This window comes from Clavibacter quasicaliforniensis (genome assembly GCF_051201715.1).
Lineage (GTDB): Bacteria > Actinomycetota > Actinomycetes > Actinomycetales > Microbacteriaceae > Clavibacter > Clavibacter seminis.
The window spans coordinates 2836502-2855383 of record NZ_CP139624.1; the positions used below are offsets into that span (position 1 = coordinate 2836502).

Sequence of the window (18882 nt, forward strand, 5' to 3'; positions counted from 1 at the left end):
TCGTGTGCGGGGCATGCGCGCGTCGCGGCGCGCTCACGGGGAGGCAACCGCTGACGGCGCGCGCCACGAAGGGGTCGCGTCGTGGCGGTCGCGGTCGCGGTGGCGGTCGCGGTCGCGGTCGCGGTGGCGGTCGCGGTCGCGGTGGCGGTGGCCGTCGCAGTGCCGCCTCTCGGACGGTGACGCCCGGTCGCGGGATCCGCGTGGCAGCTTCCGGATCCTGGAGCCGCCGCCGGCGCGAGGCGGCGTCCGCGAGGCGGCGGCCGCGATGCGCGAACCCGCGCCCGAGCACGCCGAAGGGCCCGGTCCATGCGGACCGGGCCCTCAGCCGTGCGTGGTGCGGGTGCTAGTCGAGCTTGCCGTAGACCTGCTCCTCGAAGGTCGTGGTGTTGCCCGTGCCGTACTTGTAGACGGAGACGTACGCCTCGGTCGGGTCGCCGTTCTCATCGAACGTGATCGGGCCGGAGAGGCCGTCGTAGTCGACGTCGGTGCCCGCCGCGATGAGCTTCGCGCAGTCCGCGAAGGTCGTGCACTTCTCGCCGCCCTCGGAGACGGACTGCAGGTTCTCCTTCAGCGTCGCGCCGTCGGTCGCCTTGCCCTGGAGCGCGGCGAGCGCGAGGAGCACGGTGCCGTCGTACGACTCGGCGGCGTAGCTGAACACCGTGAGGGCGGGATCGCCGTCGGCCTTCACCATGTCCTGCAGACCGGCCTGGAAGTCCTCCTTGGCCTCGACGCCGGGGTTCGTGAACTGCGCTCCCGCGATGTCGACGTTGGTGTCGGTCTCCTTGATGACGCCGTAGTTGCCGTCCGTGCCGTAGAACTTCGAGAAGTCGAAGCCCTTCGACGCCAGCTGGTCGGCGATGGTCTTGATCTCGTCGAACGAGATGACGACGAGCGCGTCGGGGTTCGGGGCGAGCACCGAGGTGATCGCGCTGTTGAAGTCCGTCGCGGAGGGCTCGAAGACCTGCTCGGCGGCGATGGTGGCGCCGCCTGCCTCGAGCGTCTTCTTGATATTCTCCTCGAGACCCGTGCCGTACGCGTCGTTCATGTAGAGGATCGAGACGTTGGTCTTGCCGTCCTGCAGGATCTTGTTCCCGAGGATGCGGCCCTGAAGCACGTCCGAGGGAGCGGTGCGCCAGTAGTAGCCGTCGTCCTTGTAGGTCGAGAAGTCGGGCGAGGTGTTCGCCGGCGAGAGCTGCACGACGCCGGCCTGGGTGACCTGGTCGATGAAGGTCTTCGAGACGCCGGAGGACGCCGCGCCGATGATGGCGCTGTTGCCGTCCGCGATGAGCGAGGTGGCCGACTGGCTCGCGATGTCGGTCGTGGTGTCGCCGGAGTCCTTGTCGGTGACGTTGACGGTGATGCCGGCCTTGGCGTCGTTGATGTCCTGCTCCGCCTTGTGCACGCCCGCGAACTCGGGCGGGCCGAGCACCGCGAGGGAACCCGTCTGCGGCAGGATCGTGCCGATCTTGAGGTTCAGGCCGCCGTCGGCCGTGGTGCCCCCCTCGCCTCCGCCGCCGCCGGAGCAGCCGGCGAGGACGAGGGCGCCGGCCACCGCGATGGTGAGGGCGCTGAGGGCGGTGCGGGCGGATCGTGAGCGGGAGGCCGAAGCCCTGCCGAATGCGCTCATGGTGCTCCTTATGGATGTGTGTGGTGATGCTCGGGAATGTGGTGCATGAGGCACGCGAATGCGCGCCTCGCCTGGTGCGACCCTATGGCGCGGATGAGACGGACACAATGCATCGGCATTTCCGTCGTGTAACGCGACCGGATCGTTACCATTCGCGGAATGCGCGACGGGATCCGAATCAGATGCCGTCGACGACCGCCGGAACCGTCTGCGCGGGCGCCGCGGCGGAAAGCGGACGGCGGGACGCGCGGATCATGTCGATCGTGAGCAGCGCGAGCGCCGCCCACACGATCGCGAATCCGGCCCACCGCTCGGGCGGCATGGCCTCGTGCATCACGAAGACGCCGAACGCGAATTGCAGCAGCGGCGCCAGGTACTGCGTGAGCCCGATCACCGAGAGGGGCAGGCGCCCGGCGGCGAATCCGAAGAGGAGGAGCGGGCCCGCGGTCACGACGCCCGTGCTGACCAGCAGCAGAGTGTGCCCGAGCGACACCGTGCCGATGGTGAGCCCGGCACCCGCGCCCGTGATCACGAGCATCGCCGTGGCGGCGGGCACGAGCCAGGCGGTCTCGAGCGCGAGGCCGGAGAGGGCATCGGCTCCCCCGCTCACGCGCTTCTTCACCAGCCCGTAGAGCCCGAACGACCCGGCGAGCGCGAGCGACACCCACGGCAGCTGCCCGTAGCCGACGGCGATGACGGCCACCGCCACAGCGGACAGGCCCACGGCGGTCCACTGCAGCTGGCGCAGGCGCTCGCGCAGGAGGATCACGCCGAGCAGCACCGTGACGATCGGGTTGATGAAGTAGCCGAGCGCGGTCTCGACGACGTGGCCGGAGAGCGTGCCGTAGACGTACACGGTCCAGTTGACGAGGATCAGGTGGCCCGCCAGGCCGAGCCCGACGAGGATCCGCGGGCGGCGCACGATGGCGACCACGCGCGACCAGCGCCGGGCGGCCGTGATGACGACGGCGCAGACGACGAGCGAGAAGAGGATCCGCCAGCCGACGATCTCGAACGCCCCCGCCGGCACGAGCAGCAGGAAGAAGACGGGGAGGACGCCCCACAGGCCGTACGCGCCGACGGCGGCGAGGAGTCCGGTGCGGGTCGAGGACTCCGAGGCGGTGCGCGTCACCTCATGAGGCTAGCCCCGCCCGGACGCACGAGAGCCCGGCCGAACGTGTCGGCCGGGCTCCCGGGTGAAGCGGTGGTGCGTGGTGCGGTGTCGCTGAGGTGGAGCGTCAGCGCTCGATGACGGCGAGCACGTCGCGCGCGGAGAGGACGAGGAGGTCCTGGCCGTCGTACTTGACCTCGGTTCCGCCGTACTTGGAGTAGATGACCTTGTCGCCCACGGCGACGTCGAGCGGGACGCGGTTGCCGTTGTCGTCGATGCGGCCGGGGCCCACGGCCACGACCTCGCCCTCCTGGGGCTTCTCCTTGGCGGTGTCGGGGATGACCAGACCAGACGCGGTGGTCTGCTCGGCTTCGACCTGCTGGATGACGATGCGATCCTCGAGCGGCTTGATGGAGACCGACACGGTTGACCTCTTCCTTCGTGACTAAGGGACAAGACTGATTGGCAATCTCCCGGGGAGAGTGCCAGGTGAGATTCTACGGGCCGCGCTTGCACTCGCGCAACGCGAGTGCCAATCGGTGCAGAGGCGCCCCGGTACGGTGGGCGGATGGATCAGACCGACCTCCGCGAGGTGCTCTCGCTCGAGGGGCTCCGCCTGCTCGACTCCCTTCCCGCGCCCGCGCCGGGGGACGACATGGTGCGGATGGTGAGCGCGCTGCGCGGCGAGGGGCACTCCCCCGCGCTCGTGTCCGCCGTCCTCACGCAGTCGCGGCTGCGCGCGAAGGCCAGGGGCAAGTTCGGGGAGTTCGCCGCGCGCATGCTCTTCACGGAGGCCGGGCTGGAGCAGGCGACGCGGCTGCCCGTCGCCGCGCAGCACGCGGGGCGCTTCCAGCAGGCGGGCGTCGCGCACGTGGCCGACCTCGGCTGCGGGATCGGCGGGGACGCGATGGCGATGGCGGCCATCGGGATCCGCGTCACGGCCGTCGAGCGCGACGAGGTGACCGCGGCGGTCGCCGGCTGGAACCTCGCGCCGTTCCCCGAGGCCGAGGTCGAGCAGGGCACGGCCGAGGCGTTCGACGCCGGCCGCGTCGACGGCGTCTACCTGGATCCCGCCCGGCGCACGGACGGGCACTCGTCGACCCGCCGCATCTCGGATCCGGACGCCTACTCCCCCACGCTCTCCGCCGCGTTCGAGCTCGCCGCGGGTCGCGCCGCCGGCATCAAGCTCGGACCGGGGCTCGACCGCGACCTCATCCCCGCGGAGGCGGAAGCGCAGTGGGTCTCGGTCGACGGGCAGGCCGTGGAGATGGGCCTCTGGTTCGGGCCGACGCGGCGCGACGGCGTCCGGCGGGCCGCGCTCGTCATCAGCGGCGGGTCGCAGGCGGAGCTCACGGCGGCCGCCGACAGCGAGGACGCCGAGCTCGGCGAGCTGGGCGCGCACCTGTACGAGCCGGACGGCGCCGTGATCCGCGCCCGCCTCATCGGCGACCTCGCCCGATCGCTCGACGGGCGGATGGTCGGCGAGGGCATCGCCTGGATCACGTCCGAGCGAGAGCAGGCGACGCCGTTCGCGCGCGGCTTCCGGGTGCGCGAGGTGCTGCCGCTCGACGAGCAGCGACTGAAGCGCGAGCTGCGGGCGCGCGGGATCGGGACGCTGGAGATCAAGAAGCGCGGGGTCGACGTGGATCCGGCGCGGCTGCGGACGCGGCTGCAGCTGAAGGGCGACGGATCGGCGACGCTCATCGCGACGCGGGTCGGCGGGCGGCGGGTGGCGATCCTCGCGGACCGGCACGGGGTCGACGCGGGCTGACGCCCGGCCGCCGGACGCATGCCCCGGACGCGACGACGCGGCCGCCCCCGAGGGGACGGCCGCGTCGTGTCGTGCGGGTGGCGCGTTACGGCGCCGTGGGCAGCGGCGTGCCGTTGATCTCGCCGTTCTGGACGACGGTGTTGACGAACGCGATGGCGATGACCACCAGGATGATGCTGAGGATGATGCCGATCACGCCCGTGATGATGCCCGTGAGCCAGAAGCCCTTGGCACCGGCGTTCCGCTTGCGGCCGAGGATGCCGGTCACGAGCGCGGCGATGCCGAGGGGCACCGAGAGGAACCAGAAGAGGACCGTCACGACGGACACGATGCCGAGGACCATGGACGTGATGCTGAGCCCCTTCGAGGCCGGCGCACCGCCCTGGCCGGGCTGGTAGGGCGCCGCGTAGGGCGAGTCAGAGCCGGCGGCGGGAGCGGCCGGGTAGGCGGGCTGGCTCGGCGCGGGCGGGAAGCCGTCGTTGGAGCGGTCCGGGTTCTGCGGATCGGTCATTGTCGTTCCTTTCGTCCCTGGGAACATACCGTGATGCGTGCCCCGGGATTCTCCCGTTCGGGAAATAGCCGCGAAAGGTCCCCTTAATGGGGGCGCCGGGAGGGTCAGCCGACCTGGACCACGGTGACCGGCAGCGTCGAGTCGGCGCCGAACGCGAGGCCGGACGGCGCGCGGCCCGACTCGATGAGGCGGGCGCCGAGCGCGGCGATCATCGCGCCGTTGTCGGTGCAGAGCGACAGGGGCGGGATCCGCAGCTCGATGCCGGCGGCCCGGCACCGCTCCGCCGCCAGCTCCCGCACGCGCGCGTTCGCGACGACGCCGCCGCCCAGCAGCAGGCGCGGGATCCCGTGGTCGACGCAGGCGGCGACGGCCTTCGTGAGCAGCACGTCGACGACGGCCTCGCGGAAGCTCGCGGCGACGTCCGCCACGGGCACGGGCTCGCCGGCGTCCTGCCGCTTCTCGACCCAGCGGGCGACCGCGGTCTTGAGTCCCGAGAACGAGAAGTCGTAGCGGTGGCGCTCCATGTCCTTGGGCAGGGAGAGGCCTCGGGGGAAGCGGATCGCCTTCGGGTCGCCCTCGGCCGCGACCCGGTCGATGTGCGGTCCGCCCGGGTAGGGCAGGCCGAGCACGCGCGCGACCTTGTCGAAGGCCTCGCCCGCGGCGTCGTCGATGGTCTCGCCGAGGAGCTCGACGTCGTCCACGAGGTCGCGCACGAGGAGGAGCGAGGTGTGGCCGCCGGAGACGAGCAGCGCGATGCTCGGGGTCTCGAGCGGGACGCCCGGCCCGCCGTCGGTGCTGAGGAGATCCGCGCCCACGTGTCCGACGAGGTGGTTGACGCCGTGCAGCGGGATGTCGAGGGCCACGGCGAGCGCCTTCGCCGCGCCGACGCCGACCATGAGCGCGCCGGAGAGGCCGGGACCCGCGGTGACGGCGATCGCGTCGAGCTCGCGGAGGGTGACGCCCGCCTCGGCGAGCGCCGCGTCGATGGCGGGGGTGAGGGCCTCGAGGTGCGCGCGGGCGGCGACCTCGGGCACGACGCCGCCGTAGCGCGCGTGCTCGTCCATGGAGCTGGAGATGACGTTGGCGAGGAGCGTCTGGCCGCGGACGATGCCGATGCCCGTCTCGTCGCAGGAGGTCTCGATGCCGAGGACGAGCGGGCCGCCGTCGCCGCCCGCGGTCTCGTCGGCGTGCGCCTCGGCGTCCGGGGCGTCCTCGGCGTCCGGGGCGGCGGATCCGGAGCGCACGGCGGGCGCGTCCCGCGGCTCGGCGACCTGCGGCGGCGTCGCGGCGAGGGCTGCGCGCATCACGACGGCGTCGACGTCGTCCGGCTGGTAGTAGTGCGGACGCACGGCGATGGCCTCGAAGCCGAGCGAGGAGTACAGGGCCTGCGCGACCGGGTTGTCGGCGCGCACCTCGAGCAGGACCTCGCGGGCGCCGCGGGCGTGCGCTTCCGCGACGAGACGGGTGAGGAGGGCACGTCCTATCCCCCGGCCGCGGCTGCCGTCGGCGACGGCGATGGTCTGGACGTCGGCGGCGTGCGCGCCGCGCGGGCAGGAGAGGCCCGCGTAGCCGAGGATCCCGCCGTCGGAGTCGGCGACGGCCACGACGTACCAGCCGTGGCGGGCGGTCAGCTCGCCGCGCATCGCGTCGGCCGACCAGGCGTCGGAGACGAACGTGCTGGTCTCGAGGCGCATCAGCGCGGGCAGGTCGGCGACCTCGGCGGGGCGGAACAGGACGCTCACGACGTGACCCGCTTCGGGCCGGCGGAGACGGTGACATCCGGCGAGCGGAGGTAGAGCGCCTCGTCGGCCGCGAAGGGCAGGCCGAGCTCGTCCATCCGGCGGGCGACCTGCGCGAGGGACGCCGCGCGGACGCCGGCCGCGTCGACGCGGTGGTCGGCCGCGGGCACGTCGTCGGGCTTGCTGAGGCCGGGGCCGGCGGTGCGCTCTGCGACGCCTCCGGCGACGGGCTCGCGGTAGACGGACCAGTACAGCTCGCGGCGGCGCGCGTCGGTGACGACCACGAGGGATCCGGTGCCGCCCGCCGCGTAGTGGTCGTGGGCGACGGCGTCGTGGCTGACCACGGGGATCACGCGCACGTCGAGGCCGGTCGCGAGGACGCGGGCCGCCGCGATGCCGACGCGGAGGCCGGTGAAGGGGCCGGGGCCCATGCCGGCGACGACGGCGCGGACGTCGCAGCGCTCGACGTCGGACGCGGTGAGGCACTCGTCGAGCAGCGTGCCGATGACCTCGGCGTGCCGCATGGTGTCGGCCTCCTGGCGCTCGGCGAGCACGCGGCCGTCGCGGTCGATGACGGCGACGCCCGTGCCTGCGGAGGTGTCGATCGCGAGGAGCACTGGACGAGTCTAGGCGCGGGGACGCGCGCGGAGCCGTCGGATGCGGACGGTGCGGGGCTCCTCGGGGGCGGCGTCCGGATCCGGGTCGGCACCGGCGCCGTCGGCGGCGTCCCGATCCGCGTCGCCCGCGCCCGTGGGCCGCGCGATGCGCAGGTCCCACCACTCCTCGGCGATGCCGTCGAGCTTGCCGTCGCCCCACTCGACCACCACCACCGAGCGTGCGAAGTCGATGTCGAGGTCGTCGAGCTCGCGGGCGTCGGCCAGGCGGTAGGCGTCGACGTGCACGAGCGGCGGGCCGTCGACGAGGCTCGGGTGCGTGCGGGCGAGCACGAAGGTGGGGCTCGTGACGGGACCGCGGACGCCGAGGCCGGCGCCGAGACCGCGCGTGAACGTCGTCTTGCCCGCGCCGAGCGGGCCGGACAGGACGACGAGGTCGCCCGGGCCGAGCTCCCGCGCGACCGCGCGGCCGAGCTCCTCCATGTCGTCGGTGGTCGCGACGGGGACGAGCTCGTCGGAGAGGACCTCGTCGGCCGGGCCGTCGGGCTCCGGGTGCTCGTGCAGGTGCACGCGGTCGACGCGCGGGCCGACGCGGGTCACGATCTCGTCGCCGATGGTCTCGGCCCAGCCTGCCCACTCCTCGGCGGTGGGCTCGCCGCGGTCGCCGGGGCCGAGGATCACGGCGGTGTCGCCGACCTCGACGGGCAGGTCGCCGACGTCGAGCACGAGCTGGTCCATGGCGATGCGGCCGGCGATCGGGAAGCGGCGGCCGTTCAGGAGCACGGCGGCGCGCTCGGCGGCGATGCGCGGGATCCCGTCGGCGTAGCCGAGCGGCACGAGCACGAGCGTCGACGGCCCGGCGGTACGGTGATCCAGCCCGTAGGAGACGCCGTGCCCGGCCTCGACGCGCTTGACGGAGACGACGTCGGCCTCGAGCGTCATGGCCGGGATCAGGCCGAGGTCGCGGCCGGAGCGGTCGTCGAACGGCGAGATGCCGTAGACCGCGATGCCGAAGCGCACCATGTCGAAGCGGGCGGCGGGCAGGCGGATCCCCGCGGAGCTCGCCGCCAGGTGCTTCTCGACCGGGCGCGCGCCCAGCTCCTCGGCCACGCGCACGGCCTCGTGGAACCGGGCGAGCGCGGCGTCGTCGTCCTCGGGCGAGGCGTCGGCCAGGTGCGACCAGAGCGCGTGCAGCGTCAGCTCGCCCGCGGCGTCGGCGGCGACGGCCGCGCGCACGAGATCCGGCCAGAGCTCCGGGGTGGCGCCGTTGCGGCTGAGTCCGGTGTCGGCCTTGAGGTGCACGCGGGCGCGGATCCCCGTGGCGCGCCCGGCGGCCGCGATGCGCTCCAGCTCCCACAGCGCCGAGACGCCGAGGTCGATGCCGTTCTCGACCGCGACGCGGAAGTCGGTGTCGACCCCGTGCAGCCAGGCGAGGAGACGGGCGGTGATGCCGGCCCGGCGGAGCTCGACCGCCGACGCGACGTCGAGCACGGCGAGGCTCTCGGCGCCGGCCTCGAGGGCGGCGCGCGCGACCTGCAGGGCGCCGTGGCCGTAGGCGTCGGCCTTCACGGCGACCATCGTGCGCGCGGGGGCGGCGAGCGCCGCGAGCGTGCGGACGTTGTGGCGGATCGCGTCGAGGTCGACGACGGCACGGCGGCCGGGCGCGACGGATCCAGCGGGCCCGGGCGCGGGGACGATGTCGCTCACGCGCTGAACCTCCGGGTCACGCGGCCGGCGACGCGCGCGACGATCTCGTAGCCGATGGTGCCGGTCACCTCGGCCCATTCCTCCACCGAAGGTGCGCCCGTCGCGGGATCCCCGAACAGCACGGCGTCGTCGCCCACCGCCACCGGGATCCCGTCGACGACGCCGTCGCCCACGTCGACGACGAACTGGTCCATGGCGATCCGGCCGCTCACGCGGAAGCGCGCGCCGTGGATCGCGACGGGCGCGCGATTGCTCGCGAGCCGCGGCACCCCGTCGGCGAACCCGAGCGAGACGAGCGCGAGGGTCGTGGCGCTGGTGGTGCGGTAGGTGTAGCCGTAGGAGACGCCCGTGTCGGCAGGAACGCGCTTGACCGCGACGACGCTGCCGACGAGGGTCATGGCCGGCACGAGGCCGAGGTCGGCGGACGTGACGCCGTCGAGCGGCGAGATGCCGTAGATCCCGATGCCCAAGCGCACCATGTCGAGGCGGGCCTCGGGCACGCGCAGGGCGCCCGCGGTCGCGGCGAGATGGCGGATCCCGGGCTCGAGCCCCGCGGCCCGCACCACGTCGACCGCCCGGTGGAATGCGCGGACCTGCGCCCGGTCCTCCTCCTGCCCCGCGTTCGCGAGGTGGCTGAAGACGCCGCCGAGGTGGATCCGGCCCTCCGCGACGAGCGCGGCGACCTCGGCGACGACGCCCGGCCACTCCGCCGGCGTCACGCCGTTGCGGCCGAGGCCGGTGTCGACCTTGAGGTGCACCTCGGCGGGGCGCCCGAGGCGACGGGCGGCGTCCGCGACCTCGCACACCTGTCGCAGGCTGTTGAGCCCGAGGTCGACGCCGGCCTCGATGCCGGTGGCGAAGTCGGCGCCGGGTGCGTGCATCCAGGTGAGGATCGGCGCCTCGATCCCGGCCGCCCGCAGCGCGAGCGCCTCGCGGATGTCGACGACGCCGAGCCGGTCGGCCCCGCCCGCGAGCGCCGCCCGCGCCGACGCGACCGCGCCGTGCCCGTAGCCGTCGGCCTTCACCACGGCCATCACGAGCAGTGCACCCGTGGTCTCCCGCAGAGCGCGCACGTTCGCCGAGATCGCGCGCGTGTCGATCCGCGCCTCCCGCCGGAGGGCGGCCGGCGCCTGGAGCGTCGCCTCGTCGGTCACAGGTCGTCCCCCTCGGTCACCACGAACGCGGTCGCGAGGCCGGCGTCGTGGCTCATGCTCAGGTGGATCCGCGTCACGCCCCGCGCGGCCGCCACCTCGGCGACGACGCCGCCCACGCGGAACGACGGGTCGCCGTGGTCGTCCCGGACGACCTCCATGTCCTGCCAGCTGATCCCGCCGGGTCCGCCGAGCGCCTTGATGAGCGCCTCCTTCGCCGCGAACCGGGCGGCGAGCGAGCGCGTGGGCAGGGAACGCTCGCCGGGCGCGAACAGGCGCGGCACGAGACCCGGAGTGCGCTCGGCGCTCCGGGCGAACCGCGCCACGTCGACCACGTCGACGCCGATGCCCCTGATCACGCCGCCGCGGTCACTCGACGGTGACGGACTTCGCGAGGTTGCGCGGCTGGTCGACGTCGAGGCCCTTCGCGGCGGCGAGCTCCATCGCGAAGATCTGCAGCGGCGTGACGGCGAGGAGCGGCTCGAACAGCGGCGCGGCGAGCGGGATCGGGATGACCTCGTCGGCGTGCGGCAGGACGAACGCGTCGCCCTGCTCGGCGATCGCGATGACGCGGGCGCCGCGCGCGCGGATCTCCTCGATGTTGGAGATGACCTTCTTGTGCAGCGCGAGCTGGTGCACGGGGCTCGGCACGATGACGAACACGGGCTGCCCCGGCTCGATGAGCGCGATGGGCCCGTGCTTGAGCTCGCCCGCGGCGAAGCCCTCGGCGTGGATGTAGGCGAGCTCCTTGAGCTTCAGCGCGCCCTCGAGCGCGACCGGGAAGCCCACGTTGCGGCCGAGGAAGAGCACGGCGCGCGTGTCGGCCATCCACTTCGCGAGCTGGCTGATCTTCTCGCCCTGCTCCACGACGGTGGCGAGCTTCTCCGGCACGGCCAGCAGCTCCTCCGTGTTGGCGACGATCTCGTCGGCCGACAGCGTGCCGCGGATGCGCGCGAGGTGCAGGCCGAAGAGGTACAGCGCCGCGACCTGCGCGACGAACGCCTTCGTGGACGCCACGGCGACCTCGGGCCCCGCGTGCGTGTAGACGACCGCCTCGGACTCGCGCGGGATGGTGGCGCCCTGCGTGTTGCAGATGGAGAGCACGCGCGCCCCGGCCTCGCGGGCGTAGCGCACGGCCAGCAGCGTGTCCATGGTCTCGCCGGACTGGCTGATGGAGATGACGAGCGTGGTCGCGTCGAGCACGGGGTCGCGGTAGCGGAACTCGTGCGCGAGCTCGACCTCGACGGGCACGCGGGCCCACTTCTCGATGGCGTACTTGCCGAGGATCCCCGAGTAGGCGGCGGTGCCGCACGCGACGATGACGATGCGCGAGATCTCGGCGAGGTCGACCTCGCCGATCGCGTCGAGGTCGGGCAGCACGACGACGCCGTCGACGATGCGGCCGCGGAGGGTGTTAGCCACCGCGTCCGGGCCCTCGCTGATCTCCTTCGCCATGAAGCTCGACCAGCCGCCCTTCTCGCTGGCGGACGCGTCCCACGCGATCTCGAACTCGTGCGTCTCGACGGGCGCACCGTGGAAGTCGGTGACGGTGACGGAGTCGGGGCGGATGGCGACCATCTGGTCCTGGCCGATGGCGACCGCGCGGCGCGTGAACTCGACGAACGCGGCGACGTCGGATCCGAGGAAGTTCTCGCCGTCGCCCAGACCGATGACGAGCGGCGAGTTGCGGCGGGCGCCGACCACGAGGCCGGGCTGGTCGCGGTGCACGGCGAGGAGCGTGAAGGCGCCCTCGAGCCGGCTCACCGTGTTGCGGAACGCCTGCTCGAGATCGTGCGTGATGCCGTACTCGCGGCCGAGGAGGCGGGCGGCGACCTCGGTGTCGGTGTCGCTCTCGAAGGTGTAGCCGTCCGCGAGAAGGTCGTCCTTGAGCTCCGCGAAGTTCTCGATGATCCCGTTGTGGATGAGGGCGAGCTTGCCGTCGTCGCCCAGGTGCGGGTGCGCGTTGCGGTCGGTGGGACCGCCGTGCGTGGCCCAGCGGGTGTGGCCGATGCCGGTGGATCCGTTCGGCAGCGGCGACGCCTCGAGGTCCTCCAGCAGACGGTCGAGCTTGCCCGCGCGCTTGCGGACGCCGAGCGTGCCGTCCTCGTCGAGCACCGCGACGCCCGCGGAGTCGTAGCCCCGGTACTCGAGCCTCCGCAGCCCCCCGAGGAGCACCTCGAGGCTCTTGGACTCACCGACGTATCCCACGATTCCGCACATGGGGCACCACTTTAGCCGTCCGCGTCGGGGTTCCCCTGCGCGGCCGGGCATCGCGGCGCGCCCCGGGCCGGGAGCCCGCTGGGGAGGGACGCCGGGCGGCCGCCGCGCGCTCCGGCCGCCCGCCGACCCCGCCGTAGGATGGGCACGCCATGCCAGACACCGCGACGGGACACCCGACGAGCCACGGCAACGTCTCCCCGTTCGTGGAGATCGCCCGTGCCGACTGGGCGGCCCTCGCCCCCGCCACGCACCTCCCGCTGCGGGAGACCGAGCTTGTGCAGCTGCGCGGCATCGGCGACCGGCTCGACATGCACGAGGTCGAGGACGTCTACCTCCCGCTCAGCCGCCTCCTCAACCTCTACGTCACGGGCACGAAGAAGCTGCACCGGGACACGAGCGCGTTCCTGGGCGAGCGCGCCAAGAGCACGCCGTTCGTCATCGGCGTCGCGGGATCCGTGGCCGTCGGCAAGTCGACCGTCGCCCGCCTCCTCCGCGAGATGCTGGCTCGCTGGGAGGACACCCCGCGCGTCGAGCTGGTGACCACGGACGGCTTCCTGCACCCGAACGCCGAGCTCGAGCGGCGCGGCCTCATGGAGCGGAAGGGCTTCCCCGAGTCCTACGACCGGCGGGCGCTGCTGCGGTTCGTCACGCAGGTCAAGAGCGGCGTGCCTGAGGTGCGCGCGCCGTTCTACTCGCACCTCGCCTACGACATCGTCCCGGGCGCCGAGGTGGTCGTCCGGCAGCCGGACGTGCTGATCATCGAGGGCCTCAACGTGCTCCAGCCGGCGGCGTCCGGCGCGAAGCTCGCCGTCAGCGACCTCTTCGACTTCTCGATCTACGTCGACGCCCGCACCCACGACATCGCGCAGTGGTACGAGGAGCGGTTCCTGAGCCTCCAGCGCGGCGCCTTCAGCAACCCGCGCTCCTACTTCCACCGGTACGCGGAGCTCAGCCCGGCCGAGGCCGTGGCGCGTGCGCGCGGGATCTGGTCGGCCATCAACGAGCCGAACCTCGAGCAGAACATCCGCCCCACCCGCTCGCGCGCGACGCTCGTGCTGCGGAAGGACGCCGACCACTCGGTCGCGAACGTCCTGCTCCGCAAGCTCTGACGCCGGCCGCGTCATGGGCGGGCCGGTTAGATGGCCAGGCGCTCCGTCACGAGGGCGGCCAGCTCCTGCGCGTGCCGCTCGGCGGTGGTCTGGTCGGCGGCCTCCACCATCACGCGGATCATCGGCTCGGTGCCCGAGGCGCGCATGAGGATCCGGCCCGTGTCGCCGAGCTCGGCCTCCGCGCGTGCGACGGCCGCGTTCAGCTCGGCGTCGTCGCCCACGCGATCGCGGTCGACGCCGCGCACGTTGATCATCACCTGCGGGTAGACGGTCATCACCGAGGCGAGCTCGTGCAGGCTCCTGCCGGTCGCCGCCATCTCGCCGAGCAGCTGGATCCCCGTGAGGATCCCGTCGCCCGTCGTCGCGTGCTCCGCGATGACGAGGTGGCCCGACTGCTCGCCGCCGAGGGAGTAGCCGCCCTCGTTCATGGCCTCGAGCACGTAGCGGTCGCCGACGCGGGTCTGCATCACGGTGATGTCGTTCTCGGCCATGGCGATGCGGAGGCCGAGGTTGCTCATGACGGTCGCGACGAGCGTGCGCTCCGCCAGCAGGCCTCGACGGGCCATCGAGAGCGCGAGGACGGCCATGATCTGGTCGCCGTCGATGATGGCGCCCGTGTGGTCGACCGCGAGGCAGCGGTCGGCGTCGCCGTCGTGCGCGATGCCGACGTCGGCGCCGTGCGCGAGGACGGCCTCGGCCAGGAGGTCGAGGTGCGTCGACCCGACCCGGTCGTTGATGTTCATGCCGTCCGGGTCGTTGCCGATGACGGTGACGCGCGCACCCGCGTCGGTGAAGACCTCGGGGCTGATGCCGGCGGCGGCGCCGTGCGCGCAGTCGAGGACCACGTGGATCCCGTCGAGCCGGTGCTGCAGCGTGCCGAGCAGGTGGAGGACGTAGCGGTCCTCGGCGTCCGCGAAGCGGCGGATGCGGCCGACGTCGGCTCCCGTGGGGAGCAGGACGGGCTGGCTCAGCTGCGCCTCGATGCGGTCCTCGAGCTCGTCGGCGAGCTTCCGTCCGCCTGCGGCGAAGAACTTGATCCCGTTGTCGGGAGCGGGGTTGTGCGACGCGGAGATCATCACGCCGAAGTCGGCGTCGAAGTCCGCGATGAGGTACGCCGTGGCCGGCGTCGGGATGACCCCGGCGTCGAACACGTCGACGCCGGAGCTCGCGAGGCCGGCGGCCACGGCCGCCGCGATGAACTCGCCGGACACCCGGGGATCCCGGGCGACGACCGCGATGGGTCGTCGCCCGGCATCCCGGGCGTCCTGGCCGAGCACGTGCGCGGCGGCCTGGGCCAGGCGCAGGGCGAGGTCCGCGGTGATGGTCTCGCCGTTGGCGAGTCCGCGGACGCCGTCCGTGCCGAAGAGCCGGGGCATGAGTGCCGGAGTACCCGAGCGCCTTAGCGCTTCGAGAACTGGGGCGCCTTGCGGGCCTTCTTGAGTCCGGCCTTCTTGCGCTCCTTGACGCGCGCGTCGCGGCTGAGGAAGCCGTTCTTCTTCAGCACGGCGCGGTTGTTCTCCTCGTCGATCTCGTTGAGGGCGCGCGCGATGCCAAGGCGCAGGGCGCCGGCCTGGCCGGAGGGGCCACCGCCGGAGATGCGCGCGACGACGTCGTAGCTGCCGAGGAGGTCGAGCACCTTGAACGGGTCGTTGACGAGCTGCTGGTGCAGCTTGTTGGGGAAGTAGTCCGCGAACTCACGGCCGTTGACCGTGATCGAGCCGGAGCCGGGGACGAGGCGCACGCGGGCGATGGCCTGCTTGCGTCGTCCGACGGCGCCGCCGGACACGTTGAGGACCGCGCGGGGGGCCTTGGGGGCCTCCTCGTTCGGGGTCTCGGTCGAGAAGCTCTCGGGAGCCACGTCGAGGGAGTCTGAGATCTGAGCCACTGGGTTCGATTCCTTCTGAGGTCTTTGGTCGTCGCTGTCGGCAGCCGGAGCTACTGAGCGACCTGGCCGAGGGTGTACGGGGTGGGCTGCTGAGCAGCGTGGGGGTGCTCGGGGCCCGCGTAGACCTTGAGCTTCTTCAGCTGCGCCGCACCCAGCGAGTTCTTCGGCAGCATGCCGCGGATGGCCTTCTCGACCGCGCGCGTGGGGTGCTTCTCGAGCATCTCGACGTAGGTGGTGGCCGTGAGGCCGCCCGGGTAGCCGGAGTGGCGGTAGGCCAGCTTCTTCTCGAGCTTCTGGCCCGTGAGCGCCACCTTCTCGGCGTTGACGATGATCACGAAGTCGCCCATGTCCATGTGGGGGGCGAACGTGGCCTTGTGCTTGCCGCGCAGGAGCGCGGCGGCGTGGCTGGCGAGACGGCCGAGGACGATGTCCGTGGCGTCGATGACGACCCAGTCGTGCTGGACCTCACTGGCCTTGGGGGAATAGGTGCGCGTCATTGATCTGACTGCCTTCTTTTCGAGGTGAGATGGTCGTGGATCCCGCTCCGTGGGCGTTCTGACGAGAACGCATCCGGTGGAGGGCTCAACCTTGTACGTCGCCGCGCGCATGCGTGCAGACAACCGGTTCAGAGTACGCGATCCGGGACGATCAGGCAATCCCGGGCGTGTCGGCCAACCGGGCGAGGTCGCGGGCGGCAGTCGCGGCGCCCTCGGCGATCGTGTCCACCTCGTGCGCGCCGCGCCTGGCGCGCGTGATCTCGTTCCGCGCTCGGAGCTCCGCGTCCGGCGGGTAGCCCACCCGCTCGAGCACCAGGCCGCGCGCGGGCATCACGGTGAACTCGCTCGTGCGCTCGCGCAGCTCCAGCAGCTCGCGGAGCCGGGCGACCCCGACGCGTCCGGACGCCGCCGCGACGCACGCGCCGACGAGCGCGCGCACCATGCTGTGGCAGAACGCGTCGGCGCGGACCGCCGCCTCGAGCGCGCCGTCGGCCGCGCGGGTCCAGCTCAGCTCCTGCAGCGTGCGGATGGTGGAAGCCCCCTCGCGCGGCTTGCAGTACGCCGCGAAGTCGTGCAGGCCGAGGAGCGCGTCGGCCGCCTCCTGCAGCACGGCCGCGTCGAGGGCGACCGGCAGCTCGACCGTGCGATGCCGCTGGAGGGGGTCGCGGGGGCCGTCGACGTCGGAGATCCTGTAGCGGTACGCGCGCCATGTCGCGGAGAAGCGCGCGTCGAACCCGTCGGGGGCAGGGGCGCAGGCGAGCACCACGACGTCGGACCTGGCGCCGAGCACGCCGTTCATCCGGCGCGCGAGGGACGCCGCGGCGCGCTCGGCCGAGGGGACGTGCGCCCCCTCCCCCGCGTCGGCCTCGGCCGCGCGACCCCGCGGCGGCCGGTCGAGGGACGCGATCTGCGCATCCGTGAGGTCGAGGTGCGCGACCTGCCCGGTCGCGTGCACGCCCGCGTCGGTCCGCCCGGCGACGACGAGCGTCGGCGCCGGCGGCGTCCGCGCGAGCAGCTGCGCGAGCGCGTCCTCGAGGGCGCCCTGCACGGTGCGCAGCCCGGGCTGCTTCGCCCAGCCGGCGAACCCCGTGCCGTCGTACGCGATGTCGAGGCGGAGGCGCGTGCCGGCGTCCCCCGCCTCGGCATCCGCGCTCATCGGGCGGCGGATCCCCGCGGCGGCGTCATGCCGACCTCGCGCTCGTAGACGGCCGAGCGGCTCGCCTGCGTGAAGCCGAGGTGCTCGTACAGGTCGAGCGCGCCGGTGGGGCTGTCGGAGTCGACGTCGAGGACGGCGCGCTGGACGCCCTCCGCGCGAGACCCCGCGAGCGCGGTGGACAGGAGCGCCTGCGCGAGGCGGCGGCCGCGGAACTCGCGCCGCACTCCGACGAGGGCGATGTAGGTGGACGTGTAGCCCGCCGCCTCCCAGTTGTCCGGGTACACCTCGGCCATCGCGAACCCGGCGACCACGGCGTCCTCGCCGTCGCCCGTCACCGCGATGACCGAGAGGTCGTGGCGCGCGGTCGGCAGCGACAGGTACGCGTCCCAGCGCTCCACGCTGACGGGCTCGGATCCCCAGTGGTCGCGGAACACCTCGTTCTTCGCGAGGCGCGTGCGCTCCCACCACTCGGGCGTGACGGGGATGAGGCGGAGGCCCTCGGGCGCCGGCACGTCGGGCAGCTCGGTCGCCAGGTCGCGGTGCATCTCGATGAAGTAGCGGCTCGGGGTGAACCCGCGCGACTCGAGGAGGGCGACATGGCCAGCGGAGTCGACCTGCACGTCCGCCCCCATGCGCGTCGGCACCGGCTCCTCGATGTGCGGGGCGGGCTGGGCCACGGCGAGGGACTGCGTGGCACGCGCGATCTGCCAGTCGAGCAGCCGCCCGCCGATGCCGCGACGGCGGAAGCCGGGGTGCACGGAGCCCGAGGTGTTCGCGCGGACGACGGTCTCGTCGTCCGGCTTGACGACGGCGACGCCCTCGGCCACGAGGCGCCCGTCGGCGTCGACGGCCACGATCGTGTCACGCGCGAGGTCGACGAAGGAGAAGCCCTGCGCCATCACGATCTCGTCGCGGGTGGCGCGGTACTCCGGGTGGTCGGCGTCGGCCACGTCGCTCGCGAGCTCGACGAGCGCGTCGACGTCGCCAGGGGAGATGGGGCGCCACGTGATCCCCTCCGGCCCCTCGGGGAGCGGGATCGGCGCGGTGGAGGAGGGGTCGTCCGGCATGGTCGTGCTGCTGTCGGTCATCCGTCCAGGGTACCGGGACCGCGTGAGCAGCCGCCTGGCCGTCTGGACGCACGAGAGCCCCCGTCGCGCAGGGCGGCGGGGGCTCTCGGGATGGTGCGGTGCTGCTACTCGGCGGACTTCTCCGCGGCGTCGGCCTCGACCTCGGCGGCGGCCTCGTCGGTCGCCTCCGCGGGGGTCTCGTCGGTGTGCTCGACGGTGTCCGTCTCCTCGACCGGCACGTCGGACTCCTCCGCGGGCGCCTCGGCGACCGGGGCCGCGGCGGCCGGGGCCGTCGCGGTGGAGGTGCGCGAGGAGCGGACCTTCGGGGTCACGGGCTCGAGCACGAGCTCGATCTGCACCATGGGGGCGTTGTCGCCCTTGCGGAAGCCGAGCTTCGTGATGCGGGTGTAGCCGCCGTCGCGCTCGGCGACGAGGGGCGCGATCTCCGTGAAGAGCTCGTGGACGACGCTCTTCGAGGGGATGATCCCCATGACGCGGCGGCGGGCGTGCAGGTCGCCGCGCTTGGCGAACGTGACGAGGCGCTCGGCGACGGGACGCAGGCGCTTGGCCTTCGTCTCGGTCGTCTTGATGGACTTGTGCTCGAAGAGGCTCTGGGCCAGGTTCGCGAGCATGAGGCGCTCGTGCGCCGGGCCGCCTCCGAGGCGGGGACCCTTGGTGGGCTTGGGCATGGTCTTGTCTCCGTAAGTGTCGAAAGAA

General features: G+C 73.1%; 18 protein-coding genes. 2 read left to right on the top strand and 16 right to left on the bottom strand.

Translation table 11 applies throughout. The features are described 5' to 3' along the window. Positions 1-343: 343 nt before the first annotated feature. The 3 genes from NL142_RS13435 to groES form a co-directional block, all read right to left on the bottom strand. Positions 344-1627 (bottom strand): ABC transporter substrate-binding protein, encoded by a 1284-nt coding sequence (locus NL142_RS13435; protein WP_194684484.1) that lies wholly within the window; start codon positions 1625-1627, stop codon positions 344-346. Between the two features lie 178 nt (positions 1628-1805). Next, positions 1806-2759, bottom strand: coding sequence for an EamA family transporter RarD (gene rarD / locus NL142_RS13440; RefSeq protein WP_435080138.1), 954 nt, complete (start codon positions 2757-2759; stop codon positions 1806-1808). A gap of 106 nt (positions 2760-2865) precedes the next feature. Then, positions 2866-3162, bottom strand: a complete 297-nt coding sequence (gene groES, locus NL142_RS13445) for a co-chaperone GroES (protein WP_012039257.1) — start codon at positions 3160-3162, stop codon at positions 2866-2868. A 144-nt stretch (positions 3163-3306) separates the two neighbouring features. Here groES and NL142_RS13450 point away from each other — a divergent pair, with 144 nt between their 5' ends. After that, positions 3307-4509: a class I SAM-dependent methyltransferase gene (locus tag NL142_RS13450; protein ID WP_194684482.1), complete on the top strand. Its 1203-nt coding sequence runs from the start codon at positions 3307-3309 to the stop codon at positions 4507-4509. Between the two features lie 85 nt (positions 4510-4594). Here NL142_RS13450 and NL142_RS13455 read toward each other — a convergent pair whose 3' ends face one another. The 7 genes from NL142_RS13455 to glmS form a co-directional block, all read right to left on the bottom strand. Then, positions 4595-5020, bottom strand: coding sequence for a DUF4190 domain-containing protein (locus tag NL142_RS13455; protein ID WP_435080139.1), 426 nt, complete (start codon positions 5018-5020; stop codon positions 4595-4597). Between the two features lie 104 nt (positions 5021-5124). Beyond that, positions 5125-6762 carry a tRNA (adenosine(37)-N6)-threonylcarbamoyltransferase complex transferase subunit TsaD gene (gene tsaD / locus NL142_RS13460; protein WP_435080140.1) on the bottom strand — a complete coding sequence of 546 codons (1638 nt, stop codon included), beginning with the start codon at positions 6760-6762 and terminating at the stop codon, positions 5125-5127. Then, positions 6759-7376: a tRNA (adenosine(37)-N6)-threonylcarbamoyltransferase complex dimerization subunit type 1 TsaB gene (tsaB, locus tag NL142_RS13465; protein ID WP_435080141.1), complete on the bottom strand. Its 618-nt coding sequence runs from the start codon at positions 7374-7376 to the stop codon at positions 6759-6761. Before tsaB ends, tsaD begins: the two co-directional genes overlap by 4 nt. A gap of 9 nt (positions 7377-7385) precedes the next feature. Then, a complete protein-coding gene (gene alr, locus NL142_RS13470) occupies positions 7386-9080 on the bottom strand; it encodes an alanine racemase (protein ID WP_435080142.1) in 1695 nt (564 codons plus the stop codon). Next, positions 9077-10234, bottom strand: a complete 1158-nt coding sequence (gene alr / locus NL142_RS13475; RefSeq protein WP_435080143.1) for an alanine racemase — start codon at positions 10232-10234, stop codon at positions 9077-9079. The genes alr (NL142_RS13470) and alr (NL142_RS13475) overlap by 4 nt, the downstream gene beginning before the upstream one ends. Then, a complete protein-coding gene (locus tag NL142_RS13480) occupies positions 10231-10590 on the bottom strand; it encodes a holo-ACP synthase (protein WP_194684477.1) in 360 nt (119 codons plus the stop codon). The genes alr (NL142_RS13475) and NL142_RS13480 overlap by 4 nt, the downstream gene beginning before the upstream one ends. Positions 10591-10600: 10 nt before the next feature. Continuing rightward, complete coding sequence (gene glmS / locus NL142_RS13485) at positions 10601-12451, bottom strand: glutamine--fructose-6-phosphate transaminase (isomerizing) (protein ID WP_012039265.1); 1851 nt, start codon at positions 12449-12451, stop codon at positions 10601-10603. A gap of 149 nt (positions 12452-12600) precedes the next feature. Here glmS and coaA point away from each other — a divergent pair, with 149 nt between their 5' ends. Beyond that, the gene (gene coaA / locus NL142_RS13490; protein ID WP_194684476.1) at positions 12601-13560 is read left to right on the top strand and encodes a type I pantothenate kinase; all 960 of its coding nucleotides are present in this window, start codon (positions 12601-12603) and stop codon (positions 13558-13560) included. 26 nt (positions 13561-13586) lie between these two features. Here coaA and glmM read toward each other — a convergent pair whose 3' ends face one another. From glmM to rplQ, 6 genes are all read right to left on the bottom strand, one after another. Further along, complete coding sequence (gene glmM, locus NL142_RS13495; protein WP_435080144.1) at positions 13587-14936, bottom strand: phosphoglucosamine mutase; 1350 nt, start codon at positions 14934-14936, stop codon at positions 13587-13589. A 23-nt stretch (positions 14937-14959) separates the two neighbouring features. After that, positions 14960-15445: a 30S ribosomal protein S9 gene (gene rpsI / locus NL142_RS13500; RefSeq protein ID WP_012039268.1), complete on the bottom strand. Its 486-nt coding sequence runs from the start codon at positions 15443-15445 to the stop codon at positions 14960-14962. Positions 15446-15495: 50 nt separating this feature from the next. Then, entirely contained in the window at positions 15496-15942 is a 447-nt protein-coding gene (gene rplM / locus NL142_RS13505; protein ID WP_012039269.1) for a 50S ribosomal protein L13, read from the bottom strand. A 151-nt stretch (positions 15943-16093) separates the two neighbouring features. Then, positions 16094-17098 carry a tRNA pseudouridine(38-40) synthase TruA gene (truA, locus tag NL142_RS13510; protein WP_435080145.1) on the bottom strand — a complete coding sequence of 335 codons (1005 nt, stop codon included), beginning with the start codon at positions 17096-17098 and terminating at the stop codon, positions 16094-16096. Then, the gene (locus NL142_RS13515) at positions 17095-18186 is read right to left on the bottom strand and encodes a GNAT family N-acetyltransferase (protein ID WP_234424852.1); all 1092 of its coding nucleotides are present in this window, start codon (positions 18184-18186) and stop codon (positions 17095-17097) included. The genes truA and NL142_RS13515 overlap by 4 nt, the downstream gene beginning before the upstream one ends. Positions 18187-18290: 104 nt before the next feature. Beyond that, complete coding sequence (rplQ, locus tag NL142_RS13520) at positions 18291-18854, bottom strand: 50S ribosomal protein L17 (protein WP_194684473.1); 564 nt, start codon at positions 18852-18854, stop codon at positions 18291-18293. Between the last annotated feature and the right edge of the window lie 28 nt (positions 18855-18882).

What these genes read in the sequence shown, in the direction of transcription:
- truA (WP_435080145.1), bottom strand. Translation starts at nt 17,098, where the DNA reads ATGAGCGCGGATGCCGAGGCGGGGGACGCCGGCACGCGCCTCCGCCTC.
- glmS (WP_012039265.1), bottom strand. Translation starts at nt 12,451, where the DNA reads ATGTGCGGAATCGTGGGATACGTCGGTGAGTCCAAGAGCCTCGAGGTG.
- NL142_RS13455 (WP_435080139.1), bottom strand. Translation starts at nt 5,020, where the DNA reads ATGACCGATCCGCAGAACCCGGACCGCTCCAACGACGGCTTCCCGCCC.
- rplM (WP_012039269.1), bottom strand. Translation starts at nt 15,942, where the DNA reads ATGACGCGCACCTATTCCCCCAAGGCCAGTGAGGTCCAGCACGACTGG.
- NL142_RS13435 (WP_194684484.1), bottom strand. Translation starts at nt 1,627, where the DNA reads ATGAGCGCATTCGGCAGGGCTTCGGCCTCCCGCTCACGATCCGCCCGC.
- NL142_RS13450 (WP_194684482.1), top strand. Translation starts at nt 3,307, where the DNA reads ATGGATCAGACCGACCTCCGCGAGGTGCTCTCGCTCGAGGGGCTCCGC.
- NL142_RS13515 (WP_234424852.1), bottom strand. Translation starts at nt 18,186, where the DNA reads ATGACCGACAGCAGCACGACCATGCCGGACGACCCCTCCTCCACCGCG.
- glmM (WP_435080144.1), bottom strand. Translation starts at nt 14,936, where the DNA reads ATGCCCCGGCTCTTCGGCACGGACGGCGTCCGCGGACTCGCCAACGGC.
- rplQ (WP_194684473.1), bottom strand. Translation starts at nt 18,854, where the DNA reads ATGCCCAAGCCCACCAAGGGTCCCCGCCTCGGAGGCGGCCCGGCGCAC.
- coaA (WP_194684476.1), top strand. Translation starts at nt 12,601, where the DNA reads ATGCCAGACACCGCGACGGGACACCCGACGAGCCACGGCAACGTCTCC.